The organism is Streptomyces sp. NPDC002156, assembly GCF_053593675.1.
This window is the reverse complement of the sequence record NZ_JBSFDA010000012.1, coordinates 85,617-112,377: the sequence shown is the minus strand read 5'-3', so window position 1 is coordinate 112,377 and position 26,761 is coordinate 85,617. Positions and strand designations below refer to the sequence as shown.

At 70.3% G+C, this 26,761-nt stretch carries 25 protein-coding genes, 1 tRNA gene and 1 pseudogene; 23 read left to right on the top strand and 4 right to left on the bottom strand.

The window, feature by feature from the left end; translation table 11 throughout:
• The 5 genes and pseudogenes from ACWCRB_RS08555 to ACWCRB_RS08535 all read left to right on the top strand — a co-directional run.
• Nucleotides 1-702: pseudogene (locus ACWCRB_RS08555) on the top strand (sensor histidine kinase); the annotation flags it as partial.
• 77 nt (nucleotides 703-779) lie between these two features.
• On the top strand, nucleotides 780-1,211 hold the full coding sequence (locus ACWCRB_RS08550; RefSeq protein ID WP_105969869.1) for a roadblock/LC7 domain-containing protein: 432 nt from the start codon (nucleotides 780-782) through the stop codon (nucleotides 1,209-1,211).
• A gap of 2 nt (nucleotides 1,212-1,213) precedes the next feature.
• The gene (locus ACWCRB_RS08545) at nucleotides 1,214-1,585 is read left to right on the top strand and encodes a DUF742 domain-containing protein (RefSeq protein WP_450407231.1); all 372 of its coding nucleotides are present in this window, start codon (nucleotides 1,214-1,216) and stop codon (nucleotides 1,583-1,585) included.
• Nucleotides 1,563-2,171, top strand: a complete 609-nt coding sequence (locus ACWCRB_RS08540; RefSeq protein ID WP_450995313.1) for a GTP-binding protein — start codon at nucleotides 1,563-1,565, stop codon at nucleotides 2,169-2,171. Before ACWCRB_RS08545 ends, ACWCRB_RS08540 begins: the two co-directional genes overlap by 23 nt.
• Entirely contained in the window at nucleotides 2,168-2,758 is a 591-nt protein-coding gene (locus ACWCRB_RS08535; RefSeq protein ID WP_450995312.1) for a GAF domain-containing protein, read from the top strand. The genes ACWCRB_RS08540 and ACWCRB_RS08535 overlap by 4 nt, the downstream gene beginning before the upstream one ends.
• Nucleotides 2,759-2,773: 15 nt before the next feature.
• Here the strand turns inward: ACWCRB_RS08535 and ACWCRB_RS08530 are convergent, their stop codons facing one another.
• Complete coding sequence (locus ACWCRB_RS08530) at nucleotides 2,774-4,660, bottom strand: DUF2264 domain-containing protein (RefSeq protein ID WP_450995311.1); 1,887 nt, start codon at nucleotides 4,658-4,660, stop codon at nucleotides 2,774-2,776.
• A gap of 291 nt (nucleotides 4,661-4,951) precedes the next feature.
• On the opposite strand from ACWCRB_RS08530, the gene tdh reads away from it, so the two are divergent.
• From tdh to ACWCRB_RS08510, 4 genes are all read left to right on the top strand, one after another.
• Nucleotides 4,952-5,980 (top strand): L-threonine 3-dehydrogenase, encoded by a 1,029-nt coding sequence (gene tdh / locus ACWCRB_RS08525; RefSeq protein ID WP_450995310.1) that lies wholly within the window; start codon nucleotides 4,952-4,954, stop codon nucleotides 5,978-5,980.
• Nucleotides 5,981-6,007: 27 nt separating this feature from the next.
• Nucleotides 6,008-7,201 (top strand): glycine C-acetyltransferase, encoded by a 1,194-nt coding sequence (locus tag ACWCRB_RS08520; RefSeq protein ID WP_450995309.1) that lies wholly within the window; start codon nucleotides 6,008-6,010, stop codon nucleotides 7,199-7,201.
• Nucleotides 7,202-7,257: 56 nt separating this feature from the next.
• A complete protein-coding gene (locus ACWCRB_RS08515; protein WP_450995308.1) occupies nucleotides 7,258-8,160 on the top strand; it encodes a LysR family transcriptional regulator in 903 nt (300 codons plus the stop codon).
• Nucleotides 8,161-8,431: 271 nt separating this feature from the next.
• Complete coding sequence (locus tag ACWCRB_RS08510; protein ID WP_450995307.1) at nucleotides 8,432-8,791, top strand: MmcQ/YjbR family DNA-binding protein; 360 nt, start codon at nucleotides 8,432-8,434, stop codon at nucleotides 8,789-8,791.
• Between the two features lie 15 nt (nucleotides 8,792-8,806).
• Here ACWCRB_RS08510 and ACWCRB_RS08505 read toward each other — a convergent pair whose 3' ends face one another.
• Together ACWCRB_RS08505 and ACWCRB_RS08500 are read right to left on the bottom strand one after the other, a co-directional pair.
• Nucleotides 8,807-9,730 carry a transketolase family protein gene (locus tag ACWCRB_RS08505; protein ID WP_450995306.1) on the bottom strand — a complete coding sequence of 308 codons (924 nt, stop codon included), beginning with the start codon at nucleotides 9,728-9,730 and terminating at the stop codon, nucleotides 8,807-8,809.
• A 54-nt stretch (nucleotides 9,731-9,784) separates the two neighbouring features.
• Entirely contained in the window at nucleotides 9,785-10,492 is a 708-nt protein-coding gene (locus ACWCRB_RS08500; protein WP_450995305.1) for a transketolase, read from the bottom strand.
• Between the two features lie 150 nt (nucleotides 10,493-10,642).
• Between ACWCRB_RS08500 and ACWCRB_RS08495 the strand changes: the two genes are divergently transcribed.
• The 13 genes from ACWCRB_RS08495 (at nucleotide 10,643) to ACWCRB_RS08435 (ending at nucleotide 23,609) form a co-directional block, all read left to right on the top strand.
• A tRNA-Pro gene (locus ACWCRB_RS08495) sits at nucleotides 10,643-10,716 on the top strand.
• A gap of 316 nt (nucleotides 10,717-11,032) precedes the next feature.
• Complete coding sequence (locus ACWCRB_RS08490; RefSeq protein ID WP_450995304.1) at nucleotides 11,033-11,803, top strand: SDR family NAD(P)-dependent oxidoreductase; 771 nt, start codon at nucleotides 11,033-11,035, stop codon at nucleotides 11,801-11,803.
• A 319-nt stretch (nucleotides 11,804-12,122) separates the two neighbouring features.
• Nucleotides 12,123-12,425 carry a hypothetical protein gene (locus tag ACWCRB_RS08485; RefSeq protein WP_450995303.1) on the top strand — a complete coding sequence of 101 codons (303 nt, stop codon included), beginning with the start codon at nucleotides 12,123-12,125 and terminating at the stop codon, nucleotides 12,423-12,425.
• Between the two features lie 139 nt (nucleotides 12,426-12,564).
• Nucleotides 12,565-12,735 (top strand): hypothetical protein, encoded by a 171-nt coding sequence (locus ACWCRB_RS08480; protein WP_450995302.1) that lies wholly within the window; start codon nucleotides 12,565-12,567, stop codon nucleotides 12,733-12,735.
• Between the two features lie 26 nt (nucleotides 12,736-12,761).
• Nucleotides 12,762-13,484, top strand: coding sequence for a nuclear transport factor 2 family protein (locus tag ACWCRB_RS08475; protein ID WP_450995301.1), 723 nt, complete (start codon nucleotides 12,762-12,764; stop codon nucleotides 13,482-13,484).
• A 108-nt stretch (nucleotides 13,485-13,592) separates the two neighbouring features.
• Nucleotides 13,593-15,476 carry a 2-oxoacid:acceptor oxidoreductase subunit alpha gene (locus ACWCRB_RS08470; RefSeq protein WP_450995300.1) on the top strand — a complete coding sequence of 628 codons (1,884 nt, stop codon included), beginning with the start codon at nucleotides 13,593-13,595 and terminating at the stop codon, nucleotides 15,474-15,476.
• Nucleotides 15,473-16,558, top strand: coding sequence for a 2-oxoacid:ferredoxin oxidoreductase subunit beta (locus tag ACWCRB_RS08465; RefSeq protein ID WP_450995299.1), 1,086 nt, complete (start codon nucleotides 15,473-15,475; stop codon nucleotides 16,556-16,558). Before ACWCRB_RS08470 ends, ACWCRB_RS08465 begins: the two co-directional genes overlap by 4 nt.
• Nucleotides 16,555-16,887, top strand: a complete 333-nt coding sequence (gene fdxA, locus ACWCRB_RS08460; RefSeq protein WP_450995298.1) for a ferredoxin — start codon at nucleotides 16,555-16,557, stop codon at nucleotides 16,885-16,887. Before ACWCRB_RS08465 ends, fdxA begins: the two co-directional genes overlap by 4 nt.
• 159 nt (nucleotides 16,888-17,046) lie before the next feature.
• The gene (locus ACWCRB_RS08455; protein ID WP_450995297.1) at nucleotides 17,047-18,438 is read left to right on the top strand and encodes an ABC transporter substrate-binding protein; all 1,392 of its coding nucleotides are present in this window, start codon (nucleotides 17,047-17,049) and stop codon (nucleotides 18,436-18,438) included.
• A gap of 2 nt (nucleotides 18,439-18,440) precedes the next feature.
• Nucleotides 18,441-19,382 carry an ABC transporter permease gene (locus tag ACWCRB_RS08450; protein ID WP_450995296.1) on the top strand — a complete coding sequence of 314 codons (942 nt, stop codon included), beginning with the start codon at nucleotides 18,441-18,443 and terminating at the stop codon, nucleotides 19,380-19,382.
• Nucleotides 19,379-21,109: a dipeptide/oligopeptide/nickel ABC transporter permease/ATP-binding protein gene (locus tag ACWCRB_RS08445; RefSeq protein WP_450995295.1), complete on the top strand. Its 1,731-nt coding sequence runs from the start codon at nucleotides 19,379-19,381 to the stop codon at nucleotides 21,107-21,109. Before ACWCRB_RS08450 ends, ACWCRB_RS08445 begins: the two co-directional genes overlap by 4 nt.
• Nucleotides 21,106-22,107, top strand: coding sequence for an ABC transporter ATP-binding protein (locus tag ACWCRB_RS08440; RefSeq protein WP_450995294.1), 1,002 nt, complete (start codon nucleotides 21,106-21,108; stop codon nucleotides 22,105-22,107). Before ACWCRB_RS08445 ends, ACWCRB_RS08440 begins: the two co-directional genes overlap by 4 nt.
• Nucleotides 22,104-23,609 (top strand): FAD-dependent oxidoreductase, encoded by a 1,506-nt coding sequence (locus tag ACWCRB_RS08435; protein ID WP_450995293.1) that lies wholly within the window; start codon nucleotides 22,104-22,106, stop codon nucleotides 23,607-23,609. The genes ACWCRB_RS08440 and ACWCRB_RS08435 overlap by 4 nt, the downstream gene beginning before the upstream one ends.
• 130 nt (nucleotides 23,610-23,739) lie before the next feature.
• On the opposite strand, the gene ACWCRB_RS08430 is transcribed toward ACWCRB_RS08435, so the two are convergent.
• On the bottom strand, nucleotides 23,740-24,759 hold the full coding sequence (locus ACWCRB_RS08430) for a glycoside hydrolase family 43 protein (RefSeq protein WP_450995292.1): 1,020 nt from the start codon (nucleotides 24,757-24,759) through the stop codon (nucleotides 23,740-23,742).
• 157 nt (nucleotides 24,760-24,916) lie between these two features.
• Here ACWCRB_RS08430 and ACWCRB_RS08425 point away from each other — a divergent pair, with 157 nt between their 5' ends.
• Nucleotides 24,917-26,758, top strand: a complete 1,842-nt coding sequence (locus tag ACWCRB_RS08425) for an ABC transporter ATP-binding protein (RefSeq protein ID WP_450995291.1) — start codon at nucleotides 24,917-24,919, stop codon at nucleotides 26,756-26,758.
• Nucleotides 26,759-26,761 lie beyond the last annotated feature (3 nt).

The window sequence follows — 26,761 nt, the reverse complement described above, 5'->3', positions numbered from 1 at the left end:
CGCCCGGAGGCGGCCCGGCCCGCCGCACCGGCGCCGAACGGCCGGGGCCCGGTGCCGCTGCCCGTACGCGGGGCCCAGGGGGAGCGGCCCAACCCCGCGGAGGCGATGCCCGGCATCCGACCCGACGACCGGCGGACCGTCACGGACAACGTGGCCGCGCCGACCGCCCCCAGGAACGGCGCCGTGCGCGGCACCATGGGCAAGCCCCAGCTGCCCCGCCGCCGCGCCCAGGAACACATCGCGCCCCAACTGCGCGGCGGCCCGGCGGCGCCCCGCCCGGAGGGCGAACTCGTCGGACACGACCCCGGCCTCATGGCCGCCTTCCAGCGCGGCATCGGACTCGCCGAAGCGCGCCAGCTGGAGCCCGGCTACACGGACCCGGCCATCGCCGCGATGGAGAGGGAGTACGCGGCGGCGTACGGGGAACCGGCCCCCAGGCCGTCGGCGCCCACGGAACCGACGTACGCGGAGCCCCCGCGCCCCGCCGCGTCGGACGCCGTACACCTGGAGCCGCTGCCCATGGAGCGGGTCTCCATGCGCCCGACCGGCCCGGACACCCCTGCGCCGCCCACCGACGCGGGCCGCGTCGACGACGTACCGCCCCTGGACCCGCCCCACATAGCCGAGGTGCACCGACTGCGCGCGCCCGGACACGACCTGGACCTCACTGCCCGGCACGACGGGAGCGCACCGGCCGGATGACCACCCCCCGCTGTTCCACCCCTGCCCCCACCTCCAGCGCTCCCGCAGACCTTCGTACCCCAAGGAGTCGATCCACCATGGCGAGCGATGTGCCGACCGGCCATGTATCCGATCTCGACTGGCTGATGAGCGGCCTCGTCCAGCGCGTACCGCACACCACGAGCGCGGTACTCCTGTCCTGCGACGGACTCGTGAAGTCCGTCCACGGACTCGACCCGGACAGCGCCGACCACATGGCCGCCCTGGCCTCCGGTCTCTATTCCCTCGGACGCAGCGCGGGCGTCCGGTTCGGGGACGGCGGTGAGGTCCGGCAGGTCGTCGTCGAACTCGACTCGACCCTGCTGTTCGTCACCACCGCCGGCTCCGGCACCTGTCTCGCCGTACTGGCCGGCCGCGAGGCCGACGCCGCCGTGCTCGGCTACGAGATGGCGATGCTGGTCAAGAGCGTCCGCCCCTATCTGATGACCGCGCCCCGGCAGTCCGCCGAACCCTCGGCGATGAGGCCTTGAGCGTGACGGCGGCCGGCGACGGGCCCTGGCTCGACGACGCGGCCGGACGGCTCGTGCGCCCCTACACCGTCAGCAACGGCCGGACCCGGCCGACCACCGCCCTCGACCTCATGTCCCAGGTGATGGCCACCGGAGCCACCCCGCTCGGCTACCTCGGCCCCGAACACGCCCAGGCGATCGACCTCTGCCGGGTGCCCGTCTCGGTCGCCGAGGTGGCCGCCCATCTGAAGCTGCCGGCGGCCGTCACCAAAGTGCTGCTGTCCGACCTCGTCGACTGCGGGGCACTCACGACCAAACCGCCCGAGTTCTACCACAACCCCACTGACCGGTCTCTTCTGGAGGCAGTGCTCGATGGACTACGACGACAGCTCTGATCCCTTCCCCACCGCATTGAAGATCCTGGTGGCGGGAGGATTCGGAGTCGGCAAGACGACCCTCGTCGGCGCGGTGAGCGAGATCGCGCCGCTCAGCACGGAGGAACTGCTCACCACGGTCAGCGCCTCGACCGACAGTCTCGAAGGCATCGAGAACAAGGTCGAGACCACCGTGGCGATGGACTTCGGCCGCATCACCCTGGACCCGCAACACGTCCTCTACCTGTTCGGTACGCCCGGACAGGAACGGTTCTGGTTCATGTGGGACGAGCTGTCCGAGGGCGCGCTCGGCGCGGTCATCCTCGCCGACACCCGGCGCCTGGAGGACTGCTTCGCGGCCGTCGACTTCTTCGAACAGCGAGGCCTCGGCTTCATCGTGGCGATCAACGAGTTCGACGGCTCGTACCGCTACGACCCCGAGGAGGTGCGCGCCGCGATCGATCTCGACCCCGACATCCCGATCGTGCGCTGCGACGCCCGGATCTCCAGTTCGGGGGTACAGACCCTGCTCACCCTCGTACGCCATCTGCTGGCCCACGCGCCCGCGCCCGCACCCACCGCCCACAGTGAGGGAGCCCGCCCATGAGCTACGACCCGCCACGCCCGGCCGGTCGTCTGCTGCTGACTCCCGAGGACAAGGACGCCCCCGCCCGCATCCGCCGACTGCGTGGACTCGGCCTCGGGGAACGGCCCGAGCCCGCCCTGGACGCCTTCGCGGACCGCCTCGCGGAGCTGGTCGGAGCGCCCTACGCGATGGTCAACTTCATCGGCGAGGAACGGCAGTTCTTCGCCGGGCTCCATGTTCCGGCCGACACCGGCACTTCCGGACGGACCGGCGCCGACTCCGACGAGGAAAAGCCGCGCGTGGGCCGACGGCTGCCGCGCGACCACGGGTTCTGCCCGCACGTGGTGGTCCGACGTAAGGCGCTCGTCCTGGAGGACGTCCGCGACTATCCGCGGTTCGCGGGCAATCCGGTCGTCGACGAGTTCGGCATCCGCTCGTATCTGGGCGCGCCGCTCATCGACTCCACGGGCATGGCGCTGGGCACGGTGTGCGCCGCCGACCTCGAACCGCGCCCCTGGGGGAGGGCGGGGCTGGAGACCATCAAGGCGATGGCGGCGGAACTCGTCGGACAACTGGCTCCGCTCCCACCGGGGGACGGCCTTGGCTGAGGGCGTACGTCTCCGTCACACGGAGACCGTCTCGCCGTCCGGGAACATGATCAGGGCGCGGCCCTCCTCCGTCACCGCGCACGACACCGCCTCGCGCAGGGCCTGGGGATGCACGGCGTCCCGGGTCAGCGCGACCAGGGTCACGAACAGCCTGCTCGCGCCCGGGGATTCGGCCGCGCGCTGGAGGTACGGCGTCGCCGAGTGCGGGCCGAAGGCGTTCGCGTCGACCTCGCGGGCCACGCCCGAGGTCTCGTCCCAGCCGTGCAGCGCCACGACCACACTGGTCAGCCCCGAGCCCGTACGGGTCAGGGCCCAGCCGTCGCCCCGCTCGGCCTCGGGCAGGGCGGTGTCGGCCACCGCGTAACCGCCCTCCCGGACCGCAGCCTCGGCCGGTGCCTGGACGCGGTGCACGCGGATCTCCCAGGAGCCGTGCAGCACGCTCGTCGACTCGACCCGGAACTCCCCTTCCACGCCCGGGAGTTCGGCCTCGTACCGGGAGGCGGCGACCTTCCCCGAGCAGTGCAGCGGAAGGATTCTGCACCTCCGTGACGCCGTGCCGTCGGGGGCGAGCAGTGCCAGGTGGCCGTCGACGTTCCGCTGCCAGGCCACCGCGCCCGTCTCCGGTGCGGTGGCGGTCGAGTAGCCGAACTTGGCGTAGTGCGGGTCGTCGGCGGCGGGTCCCTCCATCGGGTTGTGGTCGCTGCCGTGGTTGACGAGCCGCACGATGCCGTCGTGCCGCGTGCCGTGCAGCAGCCAGCCCGGCCCGGGCAGCGCCGTGTACTGGTCCGACTCCTCGACGGGCAGCGGGCGTTCGGGTGCCGTCCACACCAGGTGCTCCGGGGGCAGCAGCAGCCCCAGGAAGGCCATGCTCGACCAGTACGGCGATCCGGGCCCCGAATACGCCTGGGTCGCCGGCAGGAACGTGCCGTACCAGCCCAGCGGCAGCAGCCCGCGCTCGTCGGGCACCCCGCGCTCCACGAAGTGCGCCACCGCGCCCGAGGCCAGCCGCCGGGTCAGCCCCGGGGCCAGGGGAGTGCACTCGGCCAGGGCGCCCAGCCAGACGGGAGCGGTCGCGGCGAAACGGTACGTCAGGGAGCGGCCCTGGTGGACGGGGGCGCCGTCCGCCCCGAAGAACTGGGGGTAGGAGGCGAGGAACTGGGCCAGCCGGCGACGGTGGACCCGGCCGCGCCCGCCGTCCTCGCCGCCCGTCATCCGGCACCACAGCAGCGGATAGAGGTGCAGCGCCCAGCCGACGTAGTAGTCGAACGTACGGCCGTCGCCGTCGCTGTACCACCCGCCGCCGACATACCAGTCGTCGAGCCGGTCGAGGCCGCCGTCGATGTCCTCCTGGCGGTGCGGCGCGCCCACGGAGGCCAGGAACTGCTCGGCGACGACCTGGCACAGCCGCCCGCTGTCGTCCCGGGTGCGGCGGCCCACGAACCCCCACAGCCAGTCGACGATCCGCTCCTGCACGTCCACGTCGAGCCGGTCCCAGATCCAGGGGCGGGTCTCGTGCAGCCCGATGGCGATCGAGGCGGCCTCGTTCATCGGCTGGGAGCGGTCGGTGAGTTCGGGCCAGGCCTCGCCGCTGTCACGGTCCGTGCCCGTTGTCAGACCCTGCGCGTAGCGTTCCACGAGACGTGAATCCACGTCGCCCGCCGCTCCCGCGATCCGGAAGGAGGCCAGCAGGAATGACCGCGCGAAACCCTCGAGACCGTCCGACACCACGCCAGCCGAGGAGTTCCGGCCCGGCAGCCGGTACTGCGCGAGACCCGGCGTCGCATAGGGGACCAGCGCCTCCAACTGCCGGTCGGCGAGCGCCTCCCAGTGTGCCCGGGTCCAGCCGGTGAACAGCGACAGGACCCGGTCGTTGGGCGGGAGCGCCAAGTGCGGTGCGGGCATGTCGGTTCCTGACTCCTTCGTCGGCTTTGCACATGAGCGGGTTCACGTATGAGTTCGCGCGGTCTCTCGGAAGGGATACGGCTGCTGGTTCCGGTCGGATCAACGGCTGCGCGCCGGGCGTGAAGGAAAGCTGCGGCGGCGCTTAAGAAAACCTCGATGGACCCGGGAGTCGCCGTACGGCAGATTTCACCTCGCGTTCTCGTCGGTCTCGCCGTCGATGCCATCCCTCTCCCCGGCACGGGCTCCTTCGGTGTGCCCTGCCCCGGGGTTCTACCCACAGGAGCCGTTGCGTTGAAGGCGCTCGTCAAGGAGAAGGCGGAGCCCGGGCTGTGGCTCGTGGACGTACCGGAACCGGCCGTCGGCCCCGGTGACGTACTGATCAAGGTGCTCAGAACCGGCATCTGCGGCACCGACCTGCACATCCGGGCCTGGGACGGCTGGGCACGGCAGACCATCCGTACGCCGCTCGTCGTCGGGCACGAGTTCGTCGGCGAGGTCGTCGGGACCGGGCGCGATGTCACCGACATCGCCGTCGGCGACCGGGTCAGCGGCGAGGGGCACGTGGTGTGCGGCCGGTGCCGCAACTGCCTTGCCGGGCGCCGTCATCTGTGCCGGGCCACGGTGGGGCTCGGGGTCGGCCGGGACGGTGCCTTCGCCGAGTACGTGACGCTGCCCGCCGCCAATGTGTGGGTGCACCGCGTGCCCGTGGACCTCGACGTGGCGGCGATCTTCGACCCGTTCGGCAACGCGGTGCACACCGCGCTGTCGTTCCCGCTGGTCGGGGAGGACGTCCTGATCACGGGTGCCGGTCCGATCGGGCTGATGGCGGCCGCGGTGGCCCGGCACGCGGGGGCGCGGAACGTCGTCGTCACCGACGTCAGCGAGGAACGGCTGGAACTGGCGCGCAAGATCGGCGCGAGCCTGGCGCTGAACGTCTCCGGCGCCACCGTCGCCGACGGCCAGCGGGCCCTCGGTCTGCGCGAGGGCTTCGACATCGGCCTGGAGATGTCCGGCCACCCCGAGGCACTGCGCGGCATGATCGCCAACATGACGCACGGCGGACGCATAGCCATGCTGGGCCTGCCGTCCGAGGAGTTCCCGGTCGACTGGGCCCGGATCGTCACCTCCATGATCACCATCAAGGGCATCTACGGCCGTGAGATGTTCGAGACCTGGTACGCGATGTCGGTGCTGCTCGAGGGCGGCCTCGACCTCACCCCGGTCATCACCGGCCGGTACGACATCCACGACCACGAGGCCGCCTTCGCGGACGCGGCGAGCGGCCGGGGCGGCAAGGTCATTCTCGACTGGAACGCGTAAGTCACCTGCATTTTTAGGAGCTTTGAGATGTTCGACTCCGTGCGCGACGACCTGCGCGCCACCCTCGACGAGATCCGCGCCGCCGGTCTGCACAAGCCCGAACGCGTCATCGGCAGCCCGCAGTCCGCGACCGTCGCCGTCACCTCGGGCGGGCGTCCCGGCGAGGTCCTCAACTTCTGCGCCAACAACTACCTCGGCCTCGCCGACCACCCCGAGGTCGTCGCCGCGGCACACGAGGCCCTCGACCGCTGGGGCTACGGCATGGCCTCCGTGCGCTTCATCTGCGGTACGCAGGAGGTGCACAAGGAGCTGGAGGCCCGCCTTTCGGCGTTCCTCGGCCAGGAGGACACGATCCTCTACTCCTCCTGCTTCGACGCCAACGGAGGCGTCTTCGAGACCCTTCTCGACGCCGAGGACGCGGTGATCTCCGACGCCCTCAACCACGCCTCCATCATCGACGGCATCCGCCTGTCCAAGGCCCGCCGCTTCCGCTACGCCAACCGCGATCTGGCCGATCTGGAACGGCAGTTGAAGGACGCGTCCGACGCGCGGCGCCGTCTGATCGTCACCGACGGCGTCTTCTCCATGGACGGATACGTGGCACCCCTCCGCGAGATCTGCGACCTCGCCGACCGCTACGACGCGATGGTCATGGTCGACGACTCGCACGCCGTCGGCTTCGTCGGCCCCGGCGGCCGGGGCACTCCCGAACTGCACGGCGTCATGGACCGCGTGGACATCATCACCGGCACGCTGGGCAAGGCGCTGGGCGGGGCCTCCGGGGGTTACGTGGCGGCGCGCGCCGAGATCGTCGCCCTCCTGCGCCAGCGCTCCCGGCCGTACCTGTTCTCGAACACGCTGGCCCCGGTGATCGCCGCCGCCTCGCTGAAGGTGCTCGACCTGCTGGAGTCGGCGGACGACCTGCGGATCCGGCTCGCCGAGAACACCGCCCTGTTCCGCCGCCGGATGACCGAGGAGGGCTTCGACATCCTCCCCGGCGACCACGCCATCGCACCCGTGATGATCGGCGACGCGGCGAAGGCCGGCCGACTGGCGGAGCTGCTGCTGGAGCGTGGCGTGTATGTCATCGGCTTCTCGTACCCGGTCGTACCGCAGGGCAAGGCCCGGATCCGCGTCCAACTGTCGGCGGCGCACTCCATCGAGGACGTGAACCGTGCGGTCGATGCCTTTGTCGCGGCCAGGGCTGAGCTGGAGGGCTGAGCGGGCCGACCAGGACGTACCGTCCCGGACTCCTTGGGTATTGGATAATCGATCGCATGATCGAAGCACGGCGGCTCCACATCCTCCGTGCGGTGGCGGACCACCGTACGGTGACGGCGGCTGCCGCCGCGCTGTATCTCACCCCCTCGGCCGTCTCCCAGCAGCTGGCGGCCCTGGAGCAGGAGACCGGCCACCGTCTGGTGGAGCGCGGTGCCAAGGGCGTACGGCTGACCGCGGCCGGCGAGATCCTGCTCGCGCACACCAACGTGGTCCTCGCCCAGCTGGAGCGCGCCGAGGCCGAGTTGGCCGCGTACGACTCGGGTGCAGCGGGCACGGTCACCGTCGCCGCCTTCGCGACCGGCATCGCCCTGGTCGTCGCCCCCGCGCTGGCCCGCCTCGCCGGGACCGCCCCCGGCATCCGGATCCGCGTCCAGGACGCCGAGGGTGACGCCAGTCTGCCGATGGTGCTCGACCGGCAGGTCGACGTCGCGGTGGCCGTCGAGTACCGGGGAGCGCCGCCCGCCGACGACCCCCGCCTCACCCACGTCCCGCTCTACGCCGAGCCCTTCGACGCGGTCGTCCCGGTCGCCCACCGCCTGGCCGACGCCCGGGAGGTGCCGCTCGCCGAACTGGCCAAGGACTCGTGGATCGGCCCCTACCCCGGCAATCCCTGCCATGAGGTGGTCGTCCTGGCCTGCGAGAACGCCGGTTTCCGGCCCCGCCTCGAACACTCCTCCGACGACTTCCGTGCGGTCGTCGCCCTCGCCTCGGCCGACGCGGGCGTGGCCCTCGTACCGCGCTCGGCGCTGCGTGGCATGGACCTCACGGGTGTGGTCGTGTGCCCGGTCGACGGGGTCGCGCCCACGCGGCGGGTCTTCGCGGCCGTACGCCGGGGAGCGGAGGAACACCCCCTGATCCGCCCGGTGTTGGAGGCGCTTGGCGTGGCGGCGCAGGGGTAGGGGTCCGTCCGGCGGTTCGGGTCGCGGACGCGAGGCCTGCCCCGCCGATCGGCGGCACTGTCGTCGGTTGCCCGCTTCCCCCCGCGCTCGACCCTGGCTCGCGCGGGACCGGCGTCGCGCTACCCGCCGTGCAAGCGGCTGATGTCGGAGTCTCCGTCTCCTCGCAGTTCGACGCACCAGACCGGTTCACCGGCACCCCCGAGTACGCCCCGGCGCGGAGCGCGACGCACTCGCCGGGTGATTGTCAGTGGCATTGGCTACGGTGCGTTGCATGCCGGAAGCCGAAGACGTACGCCGTATCTCCCTCTCCCTGCCGGACACAACGGAGAAGATCGCCTGGGGCATGCCCACGTTCCGGGTCGCCGGGAAGATGTTCGCCACGCTGCCCGAGGACGAGACCTCCATCGCCGTGCGCTGCCCGAAGGAGGAGCGCGACGAACTGGTCCTGGCCGAGCCGGAGAAGTTCTGGATCGCCGACCACGAGGCGGGGTTCGCCTGGGTCAGGGTCCGCCTGGCCGCGCTGGAGGACGAGGGCGAACTGCGGGACATCCTCGCCGACTCCTGGCGCCAGGCGGCCCCGCCCCGACTGGTGGACGCCTACCCGGAGTTGGGGCCGCCGGGTGCCGACTGAACCCGAACGGCGCGCTCAGGTACGTACGGAGGAGAGGTGCCCGGCCGCCACGAACCCCTGGATCCGCTCCCGGAGTGTCCGTGCGTCGAGCCCGTGCGCGGTGATGTGCTCGTCGATCTCCCCGTACTTGCGGAGTTCGCGGCGGCCCACGCCCAGGCCCAGCACCCGGTGGGGCACATCGGCGAGCGCGTCGTTCACGACGGCCGTCGACGTGCCCGCGAGGTACGGCTCGACGAGGACGACGTCGGTACCCGCCGCCTCCGTGGCCCGGCGCAGCGCGGCGGTGTCGAAGGGCCGTACGGTCGTCGCGTACAGGACGGTGACGTCGAGCCCTTCCGTGGCGGCGAGCACCGCGTCGAGCATCGGTCCGACGGCGATCACGACACCGGAGCGGCCCTCGCGGAGGGTGAGGACCCGGGCGCCGTCGACCGGGAGCGCGTCCGCGTTGGTCTGCACCGACAGCCGTACGTACACCTTGTCGTCGCCCGCGGCGACCGCGTGCCGTAGCAGCGTCTCGGCCTCGTCGGGGTGCCCCGGCACATGGACGGTCCAGCCGTCCAGGGTATCGAGCAGGGCCACGTCACCGGGTGACATGTGCGTGAAACCGCCCGCGGGCCAGTCGAAGGAGGCGGCGGCGCTCACGAGCACGGCGCCGACGTCCTGGTGCCCGAGGTCCAGCTTGACCTGCTCGAAGGGCCGCTCGACGAGGAAGCTCGCGAAGGTGTGCACGACCGGGCGCATACCGGTGAGCGCCAGGCCGGCGCCCGCGCCGACGAGCAGCTGCTCACGGATGCCCACGTTGATCACGCGGTCGGGATGCCGGGCCCGTGTCTCCGTGAAGGCGGCTGCCCCGATCTCGGCGAGGACGAGGGCGACGCGCGGGTCCTCGTCGAGCAGCCGGGAGAGGACGGGGGCGAAACGGTCACGCATGGTGTCCATGGGGGAGTGGATCCTTTCGGTCGGTTGGGGCGGGTGTGTGTGGGGGCCGTACGTTCAGTCGGTCTTCGGTTCGACCCGCGCCACGACCACGTGTGGGCGGCCCGGATGCGGTGCTGTGAAGGCGGTGTACAGGGCCTCGTGGTCACGGCCGTCGGCCGTTGCCGTGGACCAGCCCGCGGCCTCGAAGCGGGCGGCGATTCCGCCCGGCCGGGCATGGCTGGCGGACGAGTTGTCGACGACGACGGTGTGCAGGCGTTCGAGACCGGCGGGCCCCGCGAAGGCGATCGCCTCGTGGTTGCTGCCCTCGTCCAGTTCGGCGTCGCCGGTCAGCACCCACACCGCGGGCCCGTAGAGCCCCTGGGCGCGCAGCCCCAGCGCCGTACCGACGGCGATCGGCAGACCGTGCCCGAGCGAGCCGCTGCCGATCTCGGCCCCCGGCACCAGCACCCGGTCGGGGTGGTGGCCGAGCGGCGAGTCGTACGAGCCGAAGCCCGGCAGGCAGTCCACGGGCAGGAAGCCCTTGGCGGCGAGTACCGCGTAGTACGCCGTGGGCCCGTGCCCCTTGGAGAGGAGGAAGCGGTCCCGCTCGGGGTCCGTCATCCGGTCCGGGCCGACCCGCAGGATCCGGTCGTAGAGCACCCAGAGCACGTCCAGCGTGGAGGTCGCCGCCGGCCCGTGCTTCTCGTCGCCGGTCATCAGCCCCATCAGGCCGGTCAGCTCGGCGTGTTCGTATGCGTGACTGTGAGTCGCTGTGATCGTCATGCAGACGATCGTGCGACCTCGACCAAACTTGAGGTCAAGGGTCGGCGGCGTGATATGCCAGCGCGAACAAAGGAGTGCGCGACCATCGGCCCGAGTGCGGTATTGTTTCCATGCGCGTTCGGCCAGGGGAAACCCCAGGTCAGACGGCACCGGGACGTGGCGCAGCTTGGTAGCGCACTTGACTGGGGGTCAAGGGGTCGCAGGTTCAAATCCTGTCGTCCCGACGGTGCGAGACGAAGGGTCTTCACAGGCGAGAGCCTGTGGGGGCCCTTTTTCGTGTGACATCGTGATGCTTTGACTTCCTCCTTTTCGGGAAATCCAACCGAATTCGCGACCACCTGATTGCGACCTTTCGGCTTCCTCTGAAGCTGACGTCGGCATGCTTCAGGTCTCCCCGAAGGGGATGCGGAAGCGGCGGTCATACCAGCCATCCGAAAACGCGATGCCCCTGCATGGCGCGAATTCTTGTTCTCGCACATAAGGCGTAACTACGCTTCCAGCACCGCACTCCGGCGGCATGAGAAAAGGGGAATGGCTATCATGGATCGACTGGCTGGAAAAATCGCCTTCATCAGCGGAACGGGGGCCGGAATAGGACGGGCCGCTGCCCAGATATTCGCCGCGGAAGGCGCCACGGTATTCGGCTGCGACATCGATGCCGACTCCGCCGCCGAAACGGTCGCGCTCGTGGAGAAGGCCGGGGGCGCCATGAAGTCCCTCGCCGGCGTCGACCTGTCGACCGAGGGCGGTGCCCGGGAGTGGATCGAGGCCGGCATCGCCGCTTTCGGCGGTATCGACATCCTCTACAACAACGCCTCGGCGCTGCGGAACGGGCCGTTCGAGACGATGCCCGCCGAGGACTGGTACTTCACCATCAAGAACGAGCTCGACATCCCGTACTTCTGCACGCAGGCCGCCTGGCCGTACCTGATCGCCCGGGGCGGCGGCGCTGTCCTCAACGTCGCGTCGGTCGCCGCAGTGCGGGGCGCCCCGTTCATGCCGATGGTGCCGCACGGTGCCGCCAAGGGCGGGGTACTGGCGATGAGCAAGCACCTCTGTGCGGCCAGCGCCCCGCACCACATCCGCGTCAACACCGTCGCGCCCGGTATGACCCGCACCTCCGCGACCGCGCCCTTCCTCGATGACCCGAACGGGCCGAAAGCCCAGCTGGAGGCGCGGATCCCGGTAGGCCGGGTGGGGCAGCCGGAGGACATCGCACGCGCCGCGGCGTTCCTCTGCTCCGACGAGGCGGCCTTCGTCAACGGCGCCAACCTCATGGTCGACGGCGGCGACAGCGCGATGGCGGGGTGACCGGCCCGCACCCCGGACTCGACGACGTGGGCGTCAACGTACGCGATCTTCCGCACAACAGGCACTTTGCGTCGCCACCGGCGAGTAGGTGCGGCGTGCCCCACGTGGAGCGTGAGGGGGCCTGCCCCCTTCCCCGGACGTCGCACAAGGGGTTGGAGTGCACATACTCATGTCGCATGCCATGCATGCCGTGACGCGATTTCCGGCCGCTTCCGACCACGGACCGCGCTCGCTAGTGTGACGACACCGGAGCCGCCGATGCGGTCCCGCTCGCACCGGCCCGAGGTCGGTGCGGTACCCAGAACCGAAGGAACGCCGCATGACCACCATCACGTTCGAGCCGGGCCGCCGCTGCGGCAGGCTCGCCGTGCGGTGCGTGCCGGTCGGGTCCGCTGCCACGCGGCGGCTCCTTTCCTTCCCCGACGGCCGTCGTCATGACGCGGGACCGTCCATGAGCGCTCTCGGCGGCTCGATGCCCACGCCGAGGGGCTGCAAGAAGGCTTCCACGGTGATGTACACGGGCCGGCCGTGCCGCCCGGCCCACGCGACGCCCAGCGCCCGTACGTTGCTGAGAGACGGGTCCTGCCCGGGGCCGGTCCACGGCCTCGCGCGTCACGCCTGACACGGCGTCACCGCACCCTTCACCTGCGCCACCCCGCCTTCTCCAGCGACGGTCGCGTCCCCGAACCCGGCGTCCCGACTGTTCGCCGTCGGCGACGGGCCGCCGGCGGGACCGGTGAACGGGCTGGTGACGACCGTCGGTGAGCTGCCCCGCGACGCGTATCAACACCCATGCCGAGCAGTTCCGGCACTTCCACATCTGCACCACCTTCCGCACGCCCTGTCACCAGAACTGGGTCGAGTCCTCGATCCACGGGCCGCCGCACCGGACGTTCGACGAAGCCTGGTCATACACCGGCCAGCCCGCCTGACCACCCCCATCGCAGAGGAGTCGTACATGAGCGACACCGCCCGACCGACCGCCGAGCAGAAGATCCAGAAGGTCCTGGACATCCACGAGGTCCAGAACGTGATGAGCCGGCACGCCTACTACCACGGGCTCGGCAAGAACGCCGAGGAACTGGAGGCGATCTGGGTCAAGGAGACCCCGGAGCCCACCTTCGCGCAGAACCAGGGTTACTTCGTCGGCTACGAGTCCATCAACTACTACTACGGCGAGCTGTGCCGCATGATGCAGCGGGCCAACCTCAAGCTGCTGCGTCAGCACTACCCCGAGCTGGCGGAGTCCGACGACAACCTGGGCGTCGGCACCCTGCTCATGCACCCGTTGACCACGCCGATCATCGAGATCGCCGACGACGGAGAGACCGCCAAGGGCATGTGGTACTCCCCGGGCCAGGTCACCGAGATCATGCCGCCCGATTACAAGCCCGTCGCGCACTGGATCTGGGAGAAGTACGGCGTCGACCTCGTCCGCGAGAAGGGCCACTGGAAGATCTGGCACATGCACGTCTACACGGACTTCTTCACCCCGGTCGGCGAGAGCTGGGCGGATCTGACCGCCGACGCGCCGATGGGCGTCGGCGGCCCCCCGGTGGAAATGCCGCGCCCCGACATCGAGGAGGAGACCTACAAGGTCTACAGCCACACCCAGTTGCCGCAGGACCTGCCACGCATGCCCGAGCCGTACCGCACCTTCAGCGAGACCTTCAGCTACTGACAGCACGTCAGACGTCGAAAGCAACGTACTGGAGGCCTTCATGTCCCCTCTGCCTGCCACGCGGAACCGCCGTGCCCCGCTCGCCTGCGGCGATCCAGGAGGACTGCTGTGACCTCGCGCGTCACCTCACACACCGTCCCGCGTCCTCCCGTGCGCCTGGAGCGCGTCGTCATCCGCTTCGCCGGCGACTCCGGCGACGGCATGCAACTCGCGGGCGACCGGCTGTCCGCCGACAGCGCCGCATTCGGCAACGACCTGGCGACCCGCCCGGACTTCCCGGCCGAGATCCGCGCCCCGCAGGGCACGGCGGCGGGTGTCTCCTCGTTCCAGGTGCACTTCGCCGACTACGACATCCTCACCCCCGGCGACCGCCCCGACGTGCTCGTCGCCATGAACCCGGCGGCTCTCAGGGCAAACGCCGCCGACCTGCCGCCCGGCGCGACCGTGATCGTCAACACCGATGAGTTCACCCGCCGCAACCTGCAGCGCGCGGACTACGCGACGTCACCGCTGGAGGACGCGACCCTGAGCGGACGCGTCGTGCACCAGGTGCCCATGAGCAGCCTGACGCGTGGCGCACTCGCCGACAGCGGCCTGTCCCGCAAGGACGCGGAGCGGGCGAAGAACATGTTCGCCCTGGGCCTGATCGCCTGGATGTACGGCCGCCCCACCGCCGGCACGGAGACCTTCCTGCGGCGGAAGTTCGCCGACCGCCCGGAGGTGGCCGAGGCCAACGTCACCGCCTTCCGGACGGGCTGGAACTACGGTGAGACCACGGAGGCGTTCGCCACCACCTACGAGATCGCCCCCGCCGATCTGCCGCCCGGCACGTATCGGCAGATCACCGGCAACACCGCGCTCGCGCTCGGGCTGACCGCCGCCGGACAGCGAGCGGGTCTTCCCGTGCTGCTCGGCAGCTACCCGATCACCCCGGCCTCCGACATCCTCCACGAACTCGCCCGGCACAAGGAGTTCGGCGTCCTCACCCTCCAGGCGGAGGACGAGATCGCCGGGATCGGCGCCGCCCTCGGCGCGGCCTTCGGCGGGGCGCTGGGAGTCACCTCCACCTCAGGGCCAGGGCTCGCCCTGAAGAGCGAGATCCTCGGCCTGGCGGTGATGACCGAGCTGCCACTGGTCGTGATCGACGTCCAGCGCGGCGGCCCGTCCACCGGACTGCCCACCAAGACCGAGCAGTCCGACCTGCTGCAGGCCATGCACGGCCGCAATGGTGAAGCCCCGCTGCCCGTCATCGCCCCGCGCTCGCCCGGCGACTGCTTCGACGCCGCCCTGGAAGCGGCCCGGATCGCGCTCGCCTACCGCACCCCGGTCCTGCTCCTGTCGGACGGAGCGCTGGCCAACGGCTCCGAACCGTGGCGGATCCCGGAGCCCGACGACCTGCCGGACCTGCGCGTGGAATTCGCGACCGAGCCCAACGCCCCGGACGGGTCAGGGGTGTTCTGGCCGTATCTGCGCGACCGGACCACCCTGGCCCGGCCGTGGGCGATCCCGGGCACGCCGGGCCTGGAGCACCGCATCGGCGGCCTGGAGAAGTCCGACGGTCCGGGAACGATCTCCTACGACTCGGCCAACCACGAGCGCATGGTCCGGCTGCGGCAGGCGAAGGTCGACGGCGTGGACGTGCCCGACATCGAGGTCGAGGACCCCGACGGGCGGGCGGACGTCCTGGTGCTCGGCTGGGGTTCGACGTACGGGCCGATCGGTGCGGCCTGCCGCCGGGTGCGGGCGCGCGGACTGCCCGTGGCCCAGACCCATCTGCGGCATCTGCGGCCCTTCCCCGGCAATCTCGGCACGGTTCTGCGTGCCTACCGGCAGGTGGTGGTGCCCGAGATGAACCTCGGCCAGCTCGCCGGGCTCCTGCGCGCCGCGTACGGAGTGGACGTGATCAGCCGCTCGAAGGTCACCGGCGGGCCCTTCGGAGCCGAGGAACTCGCAGACGTCCTCGTGTCCGTGATGAAAGGAGAACCGGCATGACCACGACCGAACTCGGCATGCCGGGCGGACACGGCCTGGACGGCGTGCCCCCGGCCGACGGGCCGCAGGCCGCCAAGGACTACCGCTCGGACCAGGAGGTCCGCTGGTGCCCCGGCTGCGGGGACTACGCCGTACTGGCCGCGGTCCAGTCCTTCCTGCCCGAACTCGGACTGCGCCGCGAGAACATCGTCTTCATCTCGGGCATCGGCTGCTCGTCCCGCTTCCCGTACTACCTCGACACCTACGGAATGCACTCCGTGCACGGTCGTGCCCCCACCCTCGCCACCGGCCTCGCCGTCACCCGCCCGGATCTCAGCGTCTGGGTGGTCACCGGTGACGGCGACGCGCTGTCCATCGGGGGAAACCACCTCATCCACGCCCTGCGGCGCAACGTCAACCTGAAGATCCTGCTGTTCAACAACCGGATCTACGGACTGACCAAGGGCCAGTACTCTCCCACCTCGGAACCCGGGACGGTCACCAGGTCGACCCCACTGGGCTCGGTCGACCACCCTTTCAACCCGGTCTCGCTCGCCCTCGGCGCGGAGGCGACCTTCGTGGCCCGGGCCCTGGACTCCGACCGCGCGCAACTCACCGAGGTACTGAGGGCGGCGGCCGAACACAGGGGGACGGCCCTGGTGGAGATCTACCAGAACTGCCCGGTCTTCAACGACGGCGCCTTCGACGCCGTGAAGGATCCCAGGGAGCGCGTCCAACGGATCGTCCCGCTGCGCGACGGGGAGCCGGTGCGCTTCGGCGCCGAGGGGGAGTACGGCGTCACACGCGACCCCCGTACCGGCGGACTGCGGGTGGCTCCGGTCGCCGAGACGGGCGAGGACGCTCTGGTCGTGCACGACGCCGCGGCCGACGACCCCACGCAGGCGTTCGCCCTGTCCCGGCTGGACAGCGGGGACCGCGGCCCCGTCGTGCCCGTCGGGGTGTTCCGGGCGGCCCGGCGTCCCACCTACGACGACCTGGTACGGCAGCAGGCGGCGCTGAGCGGGGGCGGCGGCACCCTGCGGGACCTGCTGCGAGGCCGTGACGCCTGGACCGTGGAACCGGATCGGAGGAACACCCCATGACGTACGTCATCGCACAGCCCTGCGTGGATCTGAAGGACCGGGCATGCCTGGAGGAATGCCCCGTGGACTGCATCTACGAGGGCGAGCGCATGCTCTACATCCACCCCGAGGAATGCGTCGACTGCGGCGCCTGCGAACCCGTGTGCCCGGTCGAGGCGATCTTCTATTCCGAGGACGTGCCGCCGGAGTGGACGGCCTTCACCAACGCCGGCGAGGTCTTCTTCGCCGGCCTCGGCTCTCCGGGAGGTGCCTCCGGGACCGGCCCGATATCGGCGGACGCCCCGCTCGTCGCCGAATTCCCACCCAGAGACCAGCACATACCTCGTTGAGCCAGAGCCGACATTGAGGAGTTCATGGTGTTGAGGCGTACAGCGTTGTCCCTCATCGGATCATCCGTCCTGGTGGCCGCCACCGGTTGTGCCGGCTCGGGCACGGGAGCGTCCAGAAAGAAAACCTTCACGATGTCGGCGTTCCCTACGGGAAATTCGATGGACCCGTGGAAGACCCAGCTGAGCCAGTACGTGGCAGCCGCTACGTACGACACGCTCACCCATATCGACGCCGACGGCACCGTGGTCCCGTGGCTGGCCACCTCATGGGATTACAGCGACGCCAAGACCTTGGTGATGGAGCTGCGTACCGATGTGGTCTTCACCGATGGCGCGAGCTTCGACGCGGAGACCGTCAAGGCCAATATCGAGTACGCCAAGTCGGTCACCCCGTCGAACGTGGCGGCGCAGCCCTACCTCTCGTACATCCGGTCGGTCGACGTCGTGTCCAAGACCAAGGTGCGCTTCAACCTGACGGCTCCGCAGCCCGACCTGCCCTACGGGTTCTCCCAGCAGGCCGGCTGGATGGTGAGCCCCACCGCCCTCAAGAACCCCGACGCGCTCGCCGACACAGCGGTCGGATCCGGCCCCTACGTCCTCGACAAGAGCGGCACGACGCCGAACAAGACCTACGCGTTCACCCGGAACAAGAACTACTGGGCGACGGCCGCCCAGTGGCCCCGCTTCGAAAAGCTGGTGGTGCAGCTGATGGCCGACCCCACTGCCACCGACAACGCGGCGCGCAGCGGCCAGATCGACTACACGATCGTGGCGGCGGGAACGGAGATCAGCGGGTGGAAGGTCGCCCAGGGCGCCGCAGCCGCCTTCTTCGGTTTCACGATCTTCGACACCGCCGGCGAGATCAACAAGCCGCTCGGTGATGTGCGCGTCCGGCAGGCCATGAACTACGCGATCGACCGGCAGACGATCCTCAAGTCCGTGCTCGACGGCCAAGGGGTCGCGAACGCCTCGACACCGTTCGGACCGGACAGTCTCGGCTACAGCCGGAGCATCGACAGCTACTACACCTACGACGTGGCCAAGGCCAAGCGGCTCCTGCGCCAGGCCGGCTACCCGAACGGGTTCTCGGTCAAGGTGCTGAACAACCCGCAGTGGGACCAGATGGCCCAGGCCCTCGCCGGCTATCTCCGCAAGGTCGGTATCGACGTGCAGCTCAGCAACCACGGTGACGACCTCGTGCAGCAGACCAACTCCGGCAAGTGGGCGATGGCCACGGGTCTCCTGTCGGTGACCGGGCTCCCCTACAGCGACTTCACCTTCACGATGACGAAGAGTTCCGCGATGAACCCGCTCGGCAACAGCAACCCGAAGGTGAATGCCCTGCTGGCGGAGGCCGTGTCAGCCGAAGGAGACGAGCAGAAGCGGTTGTACGCAGAGCTGGCCGAGTACGCCGCGGAGCAGGCGTGGTACGTGATCCCGGCGTTGAGCAGCCAGTTGCACGCCTACGACCCGGCCGTCGTCAAGGTGGTCGAGCCCGCTCGGGTCGGCGCACCGATGCTGTACCACTTGACGCCGGTCGGAGGTGAGTGACCATGCTCCGACTGTGCTTGCGGCGGCTGGCGTCCGTGGTGCCCATCATGGCGATCGTCGCCACACTCACGTTTCTGCTGGTCCAGCTTGTTCCTGGGGACCCGGCGTCGTTCCTGCTCGGTACGGGCGCCACGGCGGACCAGGTGGCCGAACTCCGAGCCTCGCTGGGACTGGACCGGCCGGCACTCGTCCAGTACGGCGACTGGCTCGGCGGCCTGTTCCACGGCGACCTGGGGGTGTCGCTGGTGTCGAACCAGACGGTGGCCGACTCCCTCGTCAGCGCGCTGCCGGTCACGCTGTCGGTCGCCGTGCTCGCCACGGTGTTCACCCTCCTGGTCGGCGTCACGCTCGGGACGGTCGCGGCCGTGCGGGGCGGCCTGGTGGACCGTGCGGTCATGTGGGGGGCCAGCATCGGCATGGCGGTTCCGAGCTTCTGGCTCGCGGGCCTGCTCGTGTTCGCCTTCGCCATCCGGCTTCCGGTGTTTCCGGCCACCGGGTACGTGGCTTTCACCGCCTCACCGGGGGAGTGGCTGTCGCACCTGGTCCTGCCGATGGTCGCCGTGGGGCTGGCGGGGGTGGGACCGGTGGCGTTCCAGACGCGCGTCGGCGTCGTCGACCAGCTCTCGCGCGACTACGTGCGCACGCTCGCCGCCAATGGGCTGTCCCGCAGGCGGATCGTGTGCAGGCACGTGCTGCGCAACGCCGGCGGCCCGGTGGTGACCGTGGCCAGCCTCGGATTCGTGTTCGCCCTCGGCGGGGTCATGGTGATCGAGGCGATCTTCAACCTGCCCGGTGTGGGCACGCTGATGCTCAGCTCGATCCGCCGGCACGATCTTCCGGTCGTGCAGGGCGCGGTGCTGGCGTTCAGCCTCATCATCGTCGCCGTCAACCTGCTGACCGATGTGGTGGCCGCGGCCCTCAACCCAAGGATCCGGTTCTCATGACCCCGTCCCTCACAGCCCTGCGCAAGGCGCTCGCCCGCCCGGCGGTCTGGGCGAGCCTCATCTGGCTGATCGGGATCAGCGTGGCGTGCGCGATGGCGTCGGTGCTCGCGCCCGTCGACCCACTGGAACAGGACCTGTCCAACACCTTCAGCGGGCCCGGCGCACTGCACTGGCTGGGTTCCGACGAGCTCGGCCGCGACATCTTCTCGCGGCTGCTGCACGGCGGAGGCGGACTGCTGCTGACCGCGCTCATCCCGGTAGGCGTGTCCTTGGTGATCGCCGTACCCGGCGGGCTGCTCGCGGGCTACCTGTCGGGGCGGGTCGACGCCGCCGCCACCTTCGTCGTCGACATCCTGTTCGCGCTGCCGGGCCTGGTGGTGGTGCTGGCCATCGCCGCGGTGACCGACAACAACCTGATCGTGATGGCCATCGCCTTCGGCGTGCTGACCAGTGGCGCCGTCTTCCGGGTCGTGCGCACCTCGACGGCCGCCGCACGCGACCTGTCCTACGTAGACGCCGCGCTGGTGTCCCGGCTGTCGCGCCCGCGGATCCTGGCCCGGCACATCCTGCCCAACGTCACCGGTCCCCTCATCGTCCAGACAGTCCTCCAGTACAGCGGCACGTTCCTGTTTCTGACCTCCCTGTCCTTCCTCGGCCTCGGCTTTTCGCCGGAGACCCCGAGCTGGGGTCAGATGACCCTGAACGCCGCACAGAACATCGACCAGCACCCGTGGCTGATGGTGCCGGTCGGCGTCGCCCTCACCGCGACCGTGCTGGCCCTCAACCTCGTCGGCCACGCCCTGCTGGACGCGCTGAGCGGGCACCGGCGTCCCTCGCAACTGCCCGACCCGCGACGGCCGGTGCCGGATGTGCCCGCCGACGGAGCGGCCGCGCCCGCGCCGGCGCCGGACGCGGTGCTGACGGTAGATCGGCTGCACGTGTGCTACCCGGGACAGGACGGCAGCGACCGGGCCGTGGTCCGGGACGTCTGCTTCCAGTTGCGGCGCGGCGAGGTGTTCGGGCTGGTCGGCGAGTCCGGATCCGGCAAGACAACCACCGCGCTGTCCATCCTCGGGCTGGTGCCGCCGCCCGGGCGGGTCACCTCCGGCCGTGTGCTGCTCCACGGCGAGGACCTGCTGCGCCTGAACGAGGCGCGACTGCGCAAGGTCCGCGGGTCCCGAATAGGCCTGGTGGCCCAGGAACCGATGACCGCGCTCGACCCCTCCTTCACCGTCGGCTCGCAACTGGACGAGATGATCCGCCTGCATCGGCGCGTCCGTCGGCGGGAGGCCCGGCGGATCGCGCTGAGTCTGCTGACTCGTGTCGGCCTGCCCGATCCGGCCGCGGTCGCCCGCCGCTATCCCCACCAGCTCTCCGGGGGCATCGCACAGCGGGTGGCGATCGCGCTCGCCCTCAGCGGCGAGCCCGATGTGCTGGTCGCCGACGAACCCACCGCCGCGCTCGACGTCACCGTCCAGGCGGAGATCATCGATCTCCTGCTGTACCTGCGGGAGGAGTCCTCACTGACGCTTCTGCTGGTCACACATGACCTGGGTGTGGTCGCCGACATCTGCGACCGGGTCGCGGTCATGTCGGACGGCCGGCTGATCGAGGAGGGCACCACGGAGGCGGTGCTGCTGTCGCCCGCCCAGGAATACACCCGCACGCTGGTCGCGGCGACACCCCGGCTTCCGGTCGACGCGGGCGAGGAAAGGAGCTGGGGATGAGTGCACCCCTGTTGGACGTCAGGGACCTCGGCGTGGAGTACAGGAGCGGGTGGCGCTCCAGGCCCACCAAGGCGGTCGACGACGTGAGCCTCACGGTCGGCCACGGGGAGATCGTGGGCCTGGTGGGCGAGTCGGGCTCGGGCAAGTCGACGGTGGGCAGGGCGATTCTCGGCCTGACGGCCCCGGCGCGGGGCACCATCCACCTGGGTGGCCAGGACATCACCCACCGGCACGCCGCCGAACGTCGGGATCTGTCCACCGGGCTCCAGGTCGTCTTCCAGGACCCCTACGCCTCGCTCAATCCGGCGCGCACCATCGGCAGGACGCTGGGTGAACCCCTCGAAGTCCACGGCAGGTTCAGTGCCGCGGACGCCCGGACGCGGATCGAGGAGCTGCTGACCCGGGTCGGCCTGCCCGCAGACGCGATCGACCGCTACCCGAGCGCGTTCTCCGGAGGCCAGCGTCAGCGCATCGCCATCGCGAGGGCGATCTCCACCGATCCGGCGCTTGTCATCTGCGACGAACCGACCAGCGCCCTCGACGTGGTCACCCAGGCACGGATGCTCGACCTGATGACCGGCCTCAGCCGCGAACGGGGAACAGCGATGTTGTTCGTCGCGCACAACCTCGCGGTGGTCGCGGCCATCGCCCAACGTGTGGTCGTGCTCTACCGCGGGCGAGTCATGGAAACCGGAACCATGCAGGACGTCCTGTGCTGGCCACTGCACCCCTACACCCAGGCGCTGATCGCCAGCTCACCCGTGGCCGACCCGCTCCGCCAGCGCAAACGCCGAGCAGCCCGGAAGCAGGCCGATCCGGTCGCCGGCCGTGAGGGGACAGGGCACACGCCGCAAGGCTGCCCCTTCGCACCACGTTGTCCGCATGCCACGCCGACGTGCCGGAGCCGGCGGCCGGCCGCCACCCTCGTCGATGGCCGGACGGTCGCCTGCCACCTCTTCACCGCCGACAACCCCACACCTGAAGGAGTAACCGCATGAGCGATATGACCCCGGACCAGCCCTACTCGTTGAATGTGGCGCCCGCGCCGCTCGGCGGCGAACTGACGGCGGACCTGGTGGTGATCGGGGCCGGTGGTGCCGGGCTGCCGGCCGCGATCACCGCACAGGAACACGGACTTGACCGGGTCGTGGTGCTGGAGAAGCGCCCGCTCGTGGGCGGCAACGCCGGCATGTCCGGCGGGTTCCTGTTCGCGGTGCAGAGCAGGTCCCAGCGTGAGGCCGGCCTCGGGAACTCGCCCGACACCGTCTTCCGGGACACGATGGCCTACCACCACTACGACGGTGTGGATCCCAGGCTTGTCCGGCTGTGGGTGGACGAGGCCGACGAGACCGTGCAGTGGCTGGAGGACCGCGGTATCGGCTACCGGCCCATGGTGGGCAGGGATCTGGGCGTGGAGCCCAGCGGATGGTCCAACCACCCTGGCAGCTTCCAGCGGGTGATGGAGGCGCTGTCCAAGCGCTTCACCGCCGATGGCGGCCAGATTCTCACCAAGGCAGCGGCGGTCGAGATCATCGGCTCGCCGGACACCGGGGTGAGCGCGGTGGTGGCCGACACCAGGGACGGCAGGATCACGATCGGGACCCCGCGGGTCGTACTCGCCACCGGGGGCTTCACCGGAAACGTCGACCTGCTGCACGAGAAGTTCCCCGGTGTCTACGACGAGGACGTGTACTGGACCGACACCAAGCGACTCGCGGGCGACGGAATCGCCCTCGCCCGTGCGGTCGGGGCCGACACCGGCGGCCGTTCGTTCCTCATCAAGGAGAACTGCTACAGCTTCAAGACCAAGAAGAACAAGCCGAACCGCGCGGGCATGGAGCCTCGTTGCCTCTGGGTGAACGCACGCGGCGATCGCTTCCTCGACGAGTCGACCGGCACGGTCAACGCCACCACCAACGCGCTGATCGCCCAGCCCGGCATGGCCGGGTTCGCACTGTTCGACGACGCCTTGGTGCAGTACGTCATCGACCAGCCGGACCCGTTCGCCGGGGAGGCGCGTCCCGGCGAGGACGATCCGGGAACCTGGGTCGCCGGGGGCTACCGCACCACGCTGCGTGACACTCTGGCCGATCCGGCGAACAAGGACTGGTGTGTCTCGGCCGACGACTGGTCGGAGATCGCGCGCTGGATCGGTGCCGACCCGGAGGCACTGGGCGCCACCGTGCGGGAATACAACGGCTACTGCGACGCGGGGCGTGACGCGATGTGGGCCAAGGACCCCGAGCATCTGGTCCCGCTGCGCAAGCCGCCGTTCTACGCGCTGCGGTTCCGGCCGCTCATGATCGACACCGCTGGGCCGCTGCGGACCGACCAGCACCTGCGGGTGCTCGACCCGCGGTCCCGGCCCATCCCCGGACTGTTCGGGGCCGGCTCGGTCGTCGGCGGCTGGATCGGCTTTGACGAGCACCGGTTCGGTACTCCGCTGTCCTGGGCGATCAGTTCGGGTCGTATCGCCGGGATCCGCGCTGCCACCGGGTAGCGGGGAGCGCCGGTGGAACTCAGCGAGCCACGCGGTGGCGGAGGTGGACGACTTTCGAGTTGAAGGTGCAGGTCTCGAGGTCATTTCTCAGTGATGGGAAGGCGCCCTTCGGTGTGTCCGCGGAGTATGGTCAGCCGCCGCCGTCCAGGTCGGCGCGGCGGCGCAGCACCCGTAGCTCCTGGCCGGCGAACTCCATCTCGTACAGCTTGCCCCGCGCGTTCTCGAAGGGGCGGTGGAGGATCATCATCAACCGGCCGTCGAACGTGTGAAAGAGCATGCCGTGGCCGCTGTCCTCGCGGACCAGCGGCCGGTGCTGCTGCCAAGGCCCCTCGATGCCGCCCGACTTCGAGGTGGCGTAGGTCTGCACGTAACCGCCGCTGATCGTCCCGTCCTTGTCGGCCACGTTCTTCTCGTACGTCGACCACAGCATGAGCAGGGAGCCGTCGGGGGTGCGGTGGAGCTGCGGGCCGTCGGTGACATAGGGCGCGAGCTGATGCGGCCGGCCTGCGGGGATCTCCTCGGTGATCCAGGACGCGTCCGAGGCCTTGAACAGGAAGACCGGGTCTCCGATCGTCCGGGACAGGTCCGGGGCCAGCCGGATCGCCTCCATGGTTCCGTCGATGGTCTGCAGCCACTCGTGCGCGTACACCATCCACGGCTGCCCGGACGGATCGACGTGGAGCGTGCCGTCGAGGGTCATCAGGTTCGCGGGCGGGGTGGGGCGCGCGGGGTCGCCGACGGTGAACGGGCCCAGCAGCGAGGAGGATACGGCCGTGATCGTGCCGCGCATGTAGGACGGGACCTGGAACGGCGTACCCCACTGGTTGGGCGGAGGCAGCGGAAGCGGTCTGTCCTCGTTGTGGAGCGTGGTGAACAGGTAGTACCGGCCGCCCCATTCGTGCACCTCGGGCGCCCAGCAGCCGTCGGTCGCCCAGATCCCCTGCTGCTCGGCGGCGAGGAAGACCACGACCGGGCGCGTCCAGTCGCGCAGGTCGGGGCTGCGGTAGACCATCGTGCCGGTGCCGTCCACGCCCGACACGGACGGGTCGTTGGACGTGTAGAGGTAGTACGTGCGGGTCTCCTCGTCGGCGACGACGAACGGATCGTGCAGCGGCATGCCGGGAAGCCGCATCGGTTCGGTGTCAGCCATGGCCGAAGAATACGTCGCCCCTGCAAGGCCCCCTGTTGGCCGGGATGTCGGTCCGTTCGTGGCCGAGAAAAACGCTTGGACTCCCTCGGCGCCGTCGCGGGACACTGCGATGCCCGAAATGCGTAGCGGGCCGCCGTTTCGACACCACAGGGTTGGCATGGAATCGCCTGAATCGCGCGAGGTCACGCCGGGCAAGGGCTCGGTGCTCCTCGCACTTCGTTACTACGGACGGGAGTTGGCCCGCCTCCGGCGGCTGACGGTACCCGCGATGCTGCTGCCGGCGCTCGGCAACATCGGGATCAACTACATCGCGCCGCTGATCGTCGCGAAGCTCGTCGGCCGCATCGCGGACGAGGACGGGATCAGCGTCGGCGCCACGCTGCCGTACGTCCTCGGCTTCGGCGGTGTTCTGCTCCTCGCGGAGGTGCTGTGGCGCGGGGGCCTGCACTGTCTGAACCGAGTCGACGCCCGGGGCATCGAGCATCTGTACGTGATCGGCATGGACGAACTGTTCGCCAAGGACGCCTCGTTCTTCCACGACAACTTCGCCGGGTCGCTGACCAAACGGGTCCTGAGCTTCGCCTCCCGGTTCGAGGAGTTCGTCGACACGATCACGTTCCAGGTCGTCGGCAGTCTGGTGCCGCTCCTGTTCGGGTCGGTGGTGCTGTGGCGCTACGAACCGCTGCTCGTCGTCGGCCTGTTGGCGATGATCGCGCTGACGGCGGTGTGCGTGGTGCCCCTCATCCGCCGCCGTCAGGCGCTCGTCGACAAGCGCGAGGAGGCCATCGCCCGGGTCTCGGGCCATGTCGCCGACAGCCTGATGAACATGGACACCGTCCGGGCGTTCGCCGCCGAGGAGCGCGAGGCGGCCGAACACCGCTCCCGGGTCGCGACCTCCCGGCGCCTCATGCTGCGGTCGTGGGACTACGGCAACCTGCGCATCGACACGCTGGTCGCGCCCCTGTCCGTGCTGACCAACGCCCTGGGCCTGCTGCTCGCGGTCACCCTCGCCGGAGGCGGGCACGGTGTGGAGGCGGTCGTCGTCGCCTTCACGTACTACACGAACGCGACGCGGATTATGTTCGAGTTCAACCAGATCTACCGTCGCCTCGAAAGCTCGATGACGGAGGCCGCGCAGTTCACCGAGCTGCTGCTGACGTCGCCGACCGTGCTCGACCCGGAGTCCCCGGAAGCCCTGCTGTCCCGGGCCGCCGACGTCCGCTTCGAGAACGTGACCTTCGCCCACGCGGGCGCGGAACCGCTGTTCCAGGGACTCGACCTGGCCGTGTCCAGCGGGTCGAGGATCGGTCTCGTCGGCCGTTCCGGCGGCGGCAAGACCACGCTCAGCAGGCTGCTGCTGCGTATGACGGACATCGACTCGGGCCGGATCCTGATCGGCGGCCAGGACATCAGCCGTCTGCGCCAGACGGATCTGCGCAGCCTGATCGCCTACGTGCCGCAGGACCCGGCGATGTTCCACCGCACCTTGCGGGACAACATCGCGTTCGCACGCCCGGACGCCACCGACGCCGAGATCCGCCGCGCGGCCGAGGCGGCCCACGTCACGGAGTTCGCCGACGCGCTGCCGGAGGGCTTCGACACCATGGTCGGCGAGCGCGGGGTCAAGCTGTCCGGCGGACAGCGCCAGCGGGTCGCGCTCGCCCGGGCGATCCTGCGCGACGCGCCGATCCTGCTGCTCGACGAGGCCACCAGCGCCCTCGACTCCGAGAGCGAGATCCTCGTCCAGGAGGCGCTGTGGCGGCTCATGGAGGGACGGACGGCGCTCGTAGTGGCGCACCGGCTGAGCACGGTCGCCTCCATGGACCGGCTCGTCGTCCTCGACCGCGGCCGGATCGTCGAGCAGGGCACGCACCAGGAACTGCTCGCGGCGGAGGGCGCGTACGCCAAGCTGTGGCAGCACCAGTCGGGCGGCTTCCTCGACGACGAGTCCTTCGACGACCCCGTCGACGACAGCCCCGCGCGGGCCGATCTGCTCTAGACG

What these genes read in the sequence shown, in the direction of transcription:
- ACWCRB_RS08550 (WP_105969869.1), top strand. Translation starts at nt 780, where the DNA reads ATGGCGAGCGATGTGCCGACCGGCCATGTATCCGATCTCGACTGGCTG.
- ACWCRB_RS08540 (WP_450995313.1), top strand. Translation starts at nt 1,563, where the DNA reads ATGGACTACGACGACAGCTCTGATCCCTTCCCCACCGCATTGAAGATC.
- ACWCRB_RS08535 (WP_450995312.1), top strand. Translation starts at nt 2,168, where the DNA reads ATGAGCTACGACCCGCCACGCCCGGCCGGTCGTCTGCTGCTGACTCCC.
- ACWCRB_RS08530 (WP_450995311.1), bottom strand. Translation starts at nt 4,660, where the DNA reads ATGCCCGCACCGCACTTGGCGCTCCCGCCCAACGACCGGGTCCTGTCG.
- ACWCRB_RS08520 (WP_450995309.1), top strand. Translation starts at nt 6,008, where the DNA reads ATGTTCGACTCCGTGCGCGACGACCTGCGCGCCACCCTCGACGAGATC.
- ACWCRB_RS08515 (WP_450995308.1), top strand. Translation starts at nt 7,258, where the DNA reads ATGATCGAAGCACGGCGGCTCCACATCCTCCGTGCGGTGGCGGACCAC.
- ACWCRB_RS08510 (WP_450995307.1), top strand. Translation starts at nt 8,432, where the DNA reads ATGCCGGAAGCCGAAGACGTACGCCGTATCTCCCTCTCCCTGCCGGAC.
- ACWCRB_RS08505 (WP_450995306.1), bottom strand. Translation starts at nt 9,730, where the DNA reads ATGGACACCATGCGTGACCGTTTCGCCCCCGTCCTCTCCCGGCTGCTC.
- ACWCRB_RS08500 (WP_450995305.1), bottom strand. Translation starts at nt 10,492, where the DNA reads ATGACGATCACAGCGACTCACAGTCACGCATACGAACACGCCGAGCTG.
- ACWCRB_RS08490 (WP_450995304.1), top strand. Translation starts at nt 11,033, where the DNA reads ATGGATCGACTGGCTGGAAAAATCGCCTTCATCAGCGGAACGGGGGCC.
- ACWCRB_RS08485 (WP_450995303.1), top strand. Translation starts at nt 12,123, where the DNA reads ATGACCACCATCACGTTCGAGCCGGGCCGCCGCTGCGGCAGGCTCGCC.
- ACWCRB_RS08475 (WP_450995301.1), top strand. Translation starts at nt 12,762, where the DNA reads ATGAGCGACACCGCCCGACCGACCGCCGAGCAGAAGATCCAGAAGGTC.
- ACWCRB_RS08465 (WP_450995299.1), top strand. Translation starts at nt 15,473, where the DNA reads ATGACCACGACCGAACTCGGCATGCCGGGCGGACACGGCCTGGACGGC.
- fdxA (WP_450995298.1), top strand. Translation starts at nt 16,555, where the DNA reads ATGACGTACGTCATCGCACAGCCCTGCGTGGATCTGAAGGACCGGGCA.
- ACWCRB_RS08455 (WP_450995297.1), top strand. Translation starts at nt 17,047, where the DNA reads ATGGACCCGTGGAAGACCCAGCTGAGCCAGTACGTGGCAGCCGCTACG.
- ACWCRB_RS08450 (WP_450995296.1), top strand. Translation starts at nt 18,441, where the DNA reads ATGCTCCGACTGTGCTTGCGGCGGCTGGCGTCCGTGGTGCCCATCATG.
- ACWCRB_RS08445 (WP_450995295.1), top strand. Translation starts at nt 19,379, where the DNA reads ATGACCCCGTCCCTCACAGCCCTGCGCAAGGCGCTCGCCCGCCCGGCG.
- ACWCRB_RS08440 (WP_450995294.1), top strand. Translation starts at nt 21,106, where the DNA reads ATGAGTGCACCCCTGTTGGACGTCAGGGACCTCGGCGTGGAGTACAGG.
- ACWCRB_RS08435 (WP_450995293.1), top strand. Translation starts at nt 22,104, where the DNA reads ATGAGCGATATGACCCCGGACCAGCCCTACTCGTTGAATGTGGCGCCC.
- ACWCRB_RS08430 (WP_450995292.1), bottom strand. Translation starts at nt 24,759, where the DNA reads ATGGCTGACACCGAACCGATGCGGCTTCCCGGCATGCCGCTGCACGAT.
- ACWCRB_RS08425 (WP_450995291.1), top strand. Translation starts at nt 24,917, where the DNA reads ATGGAATCGCCTGAATCGCGCGAGGTCACGCCGGGCAAGGGCTCGGTG.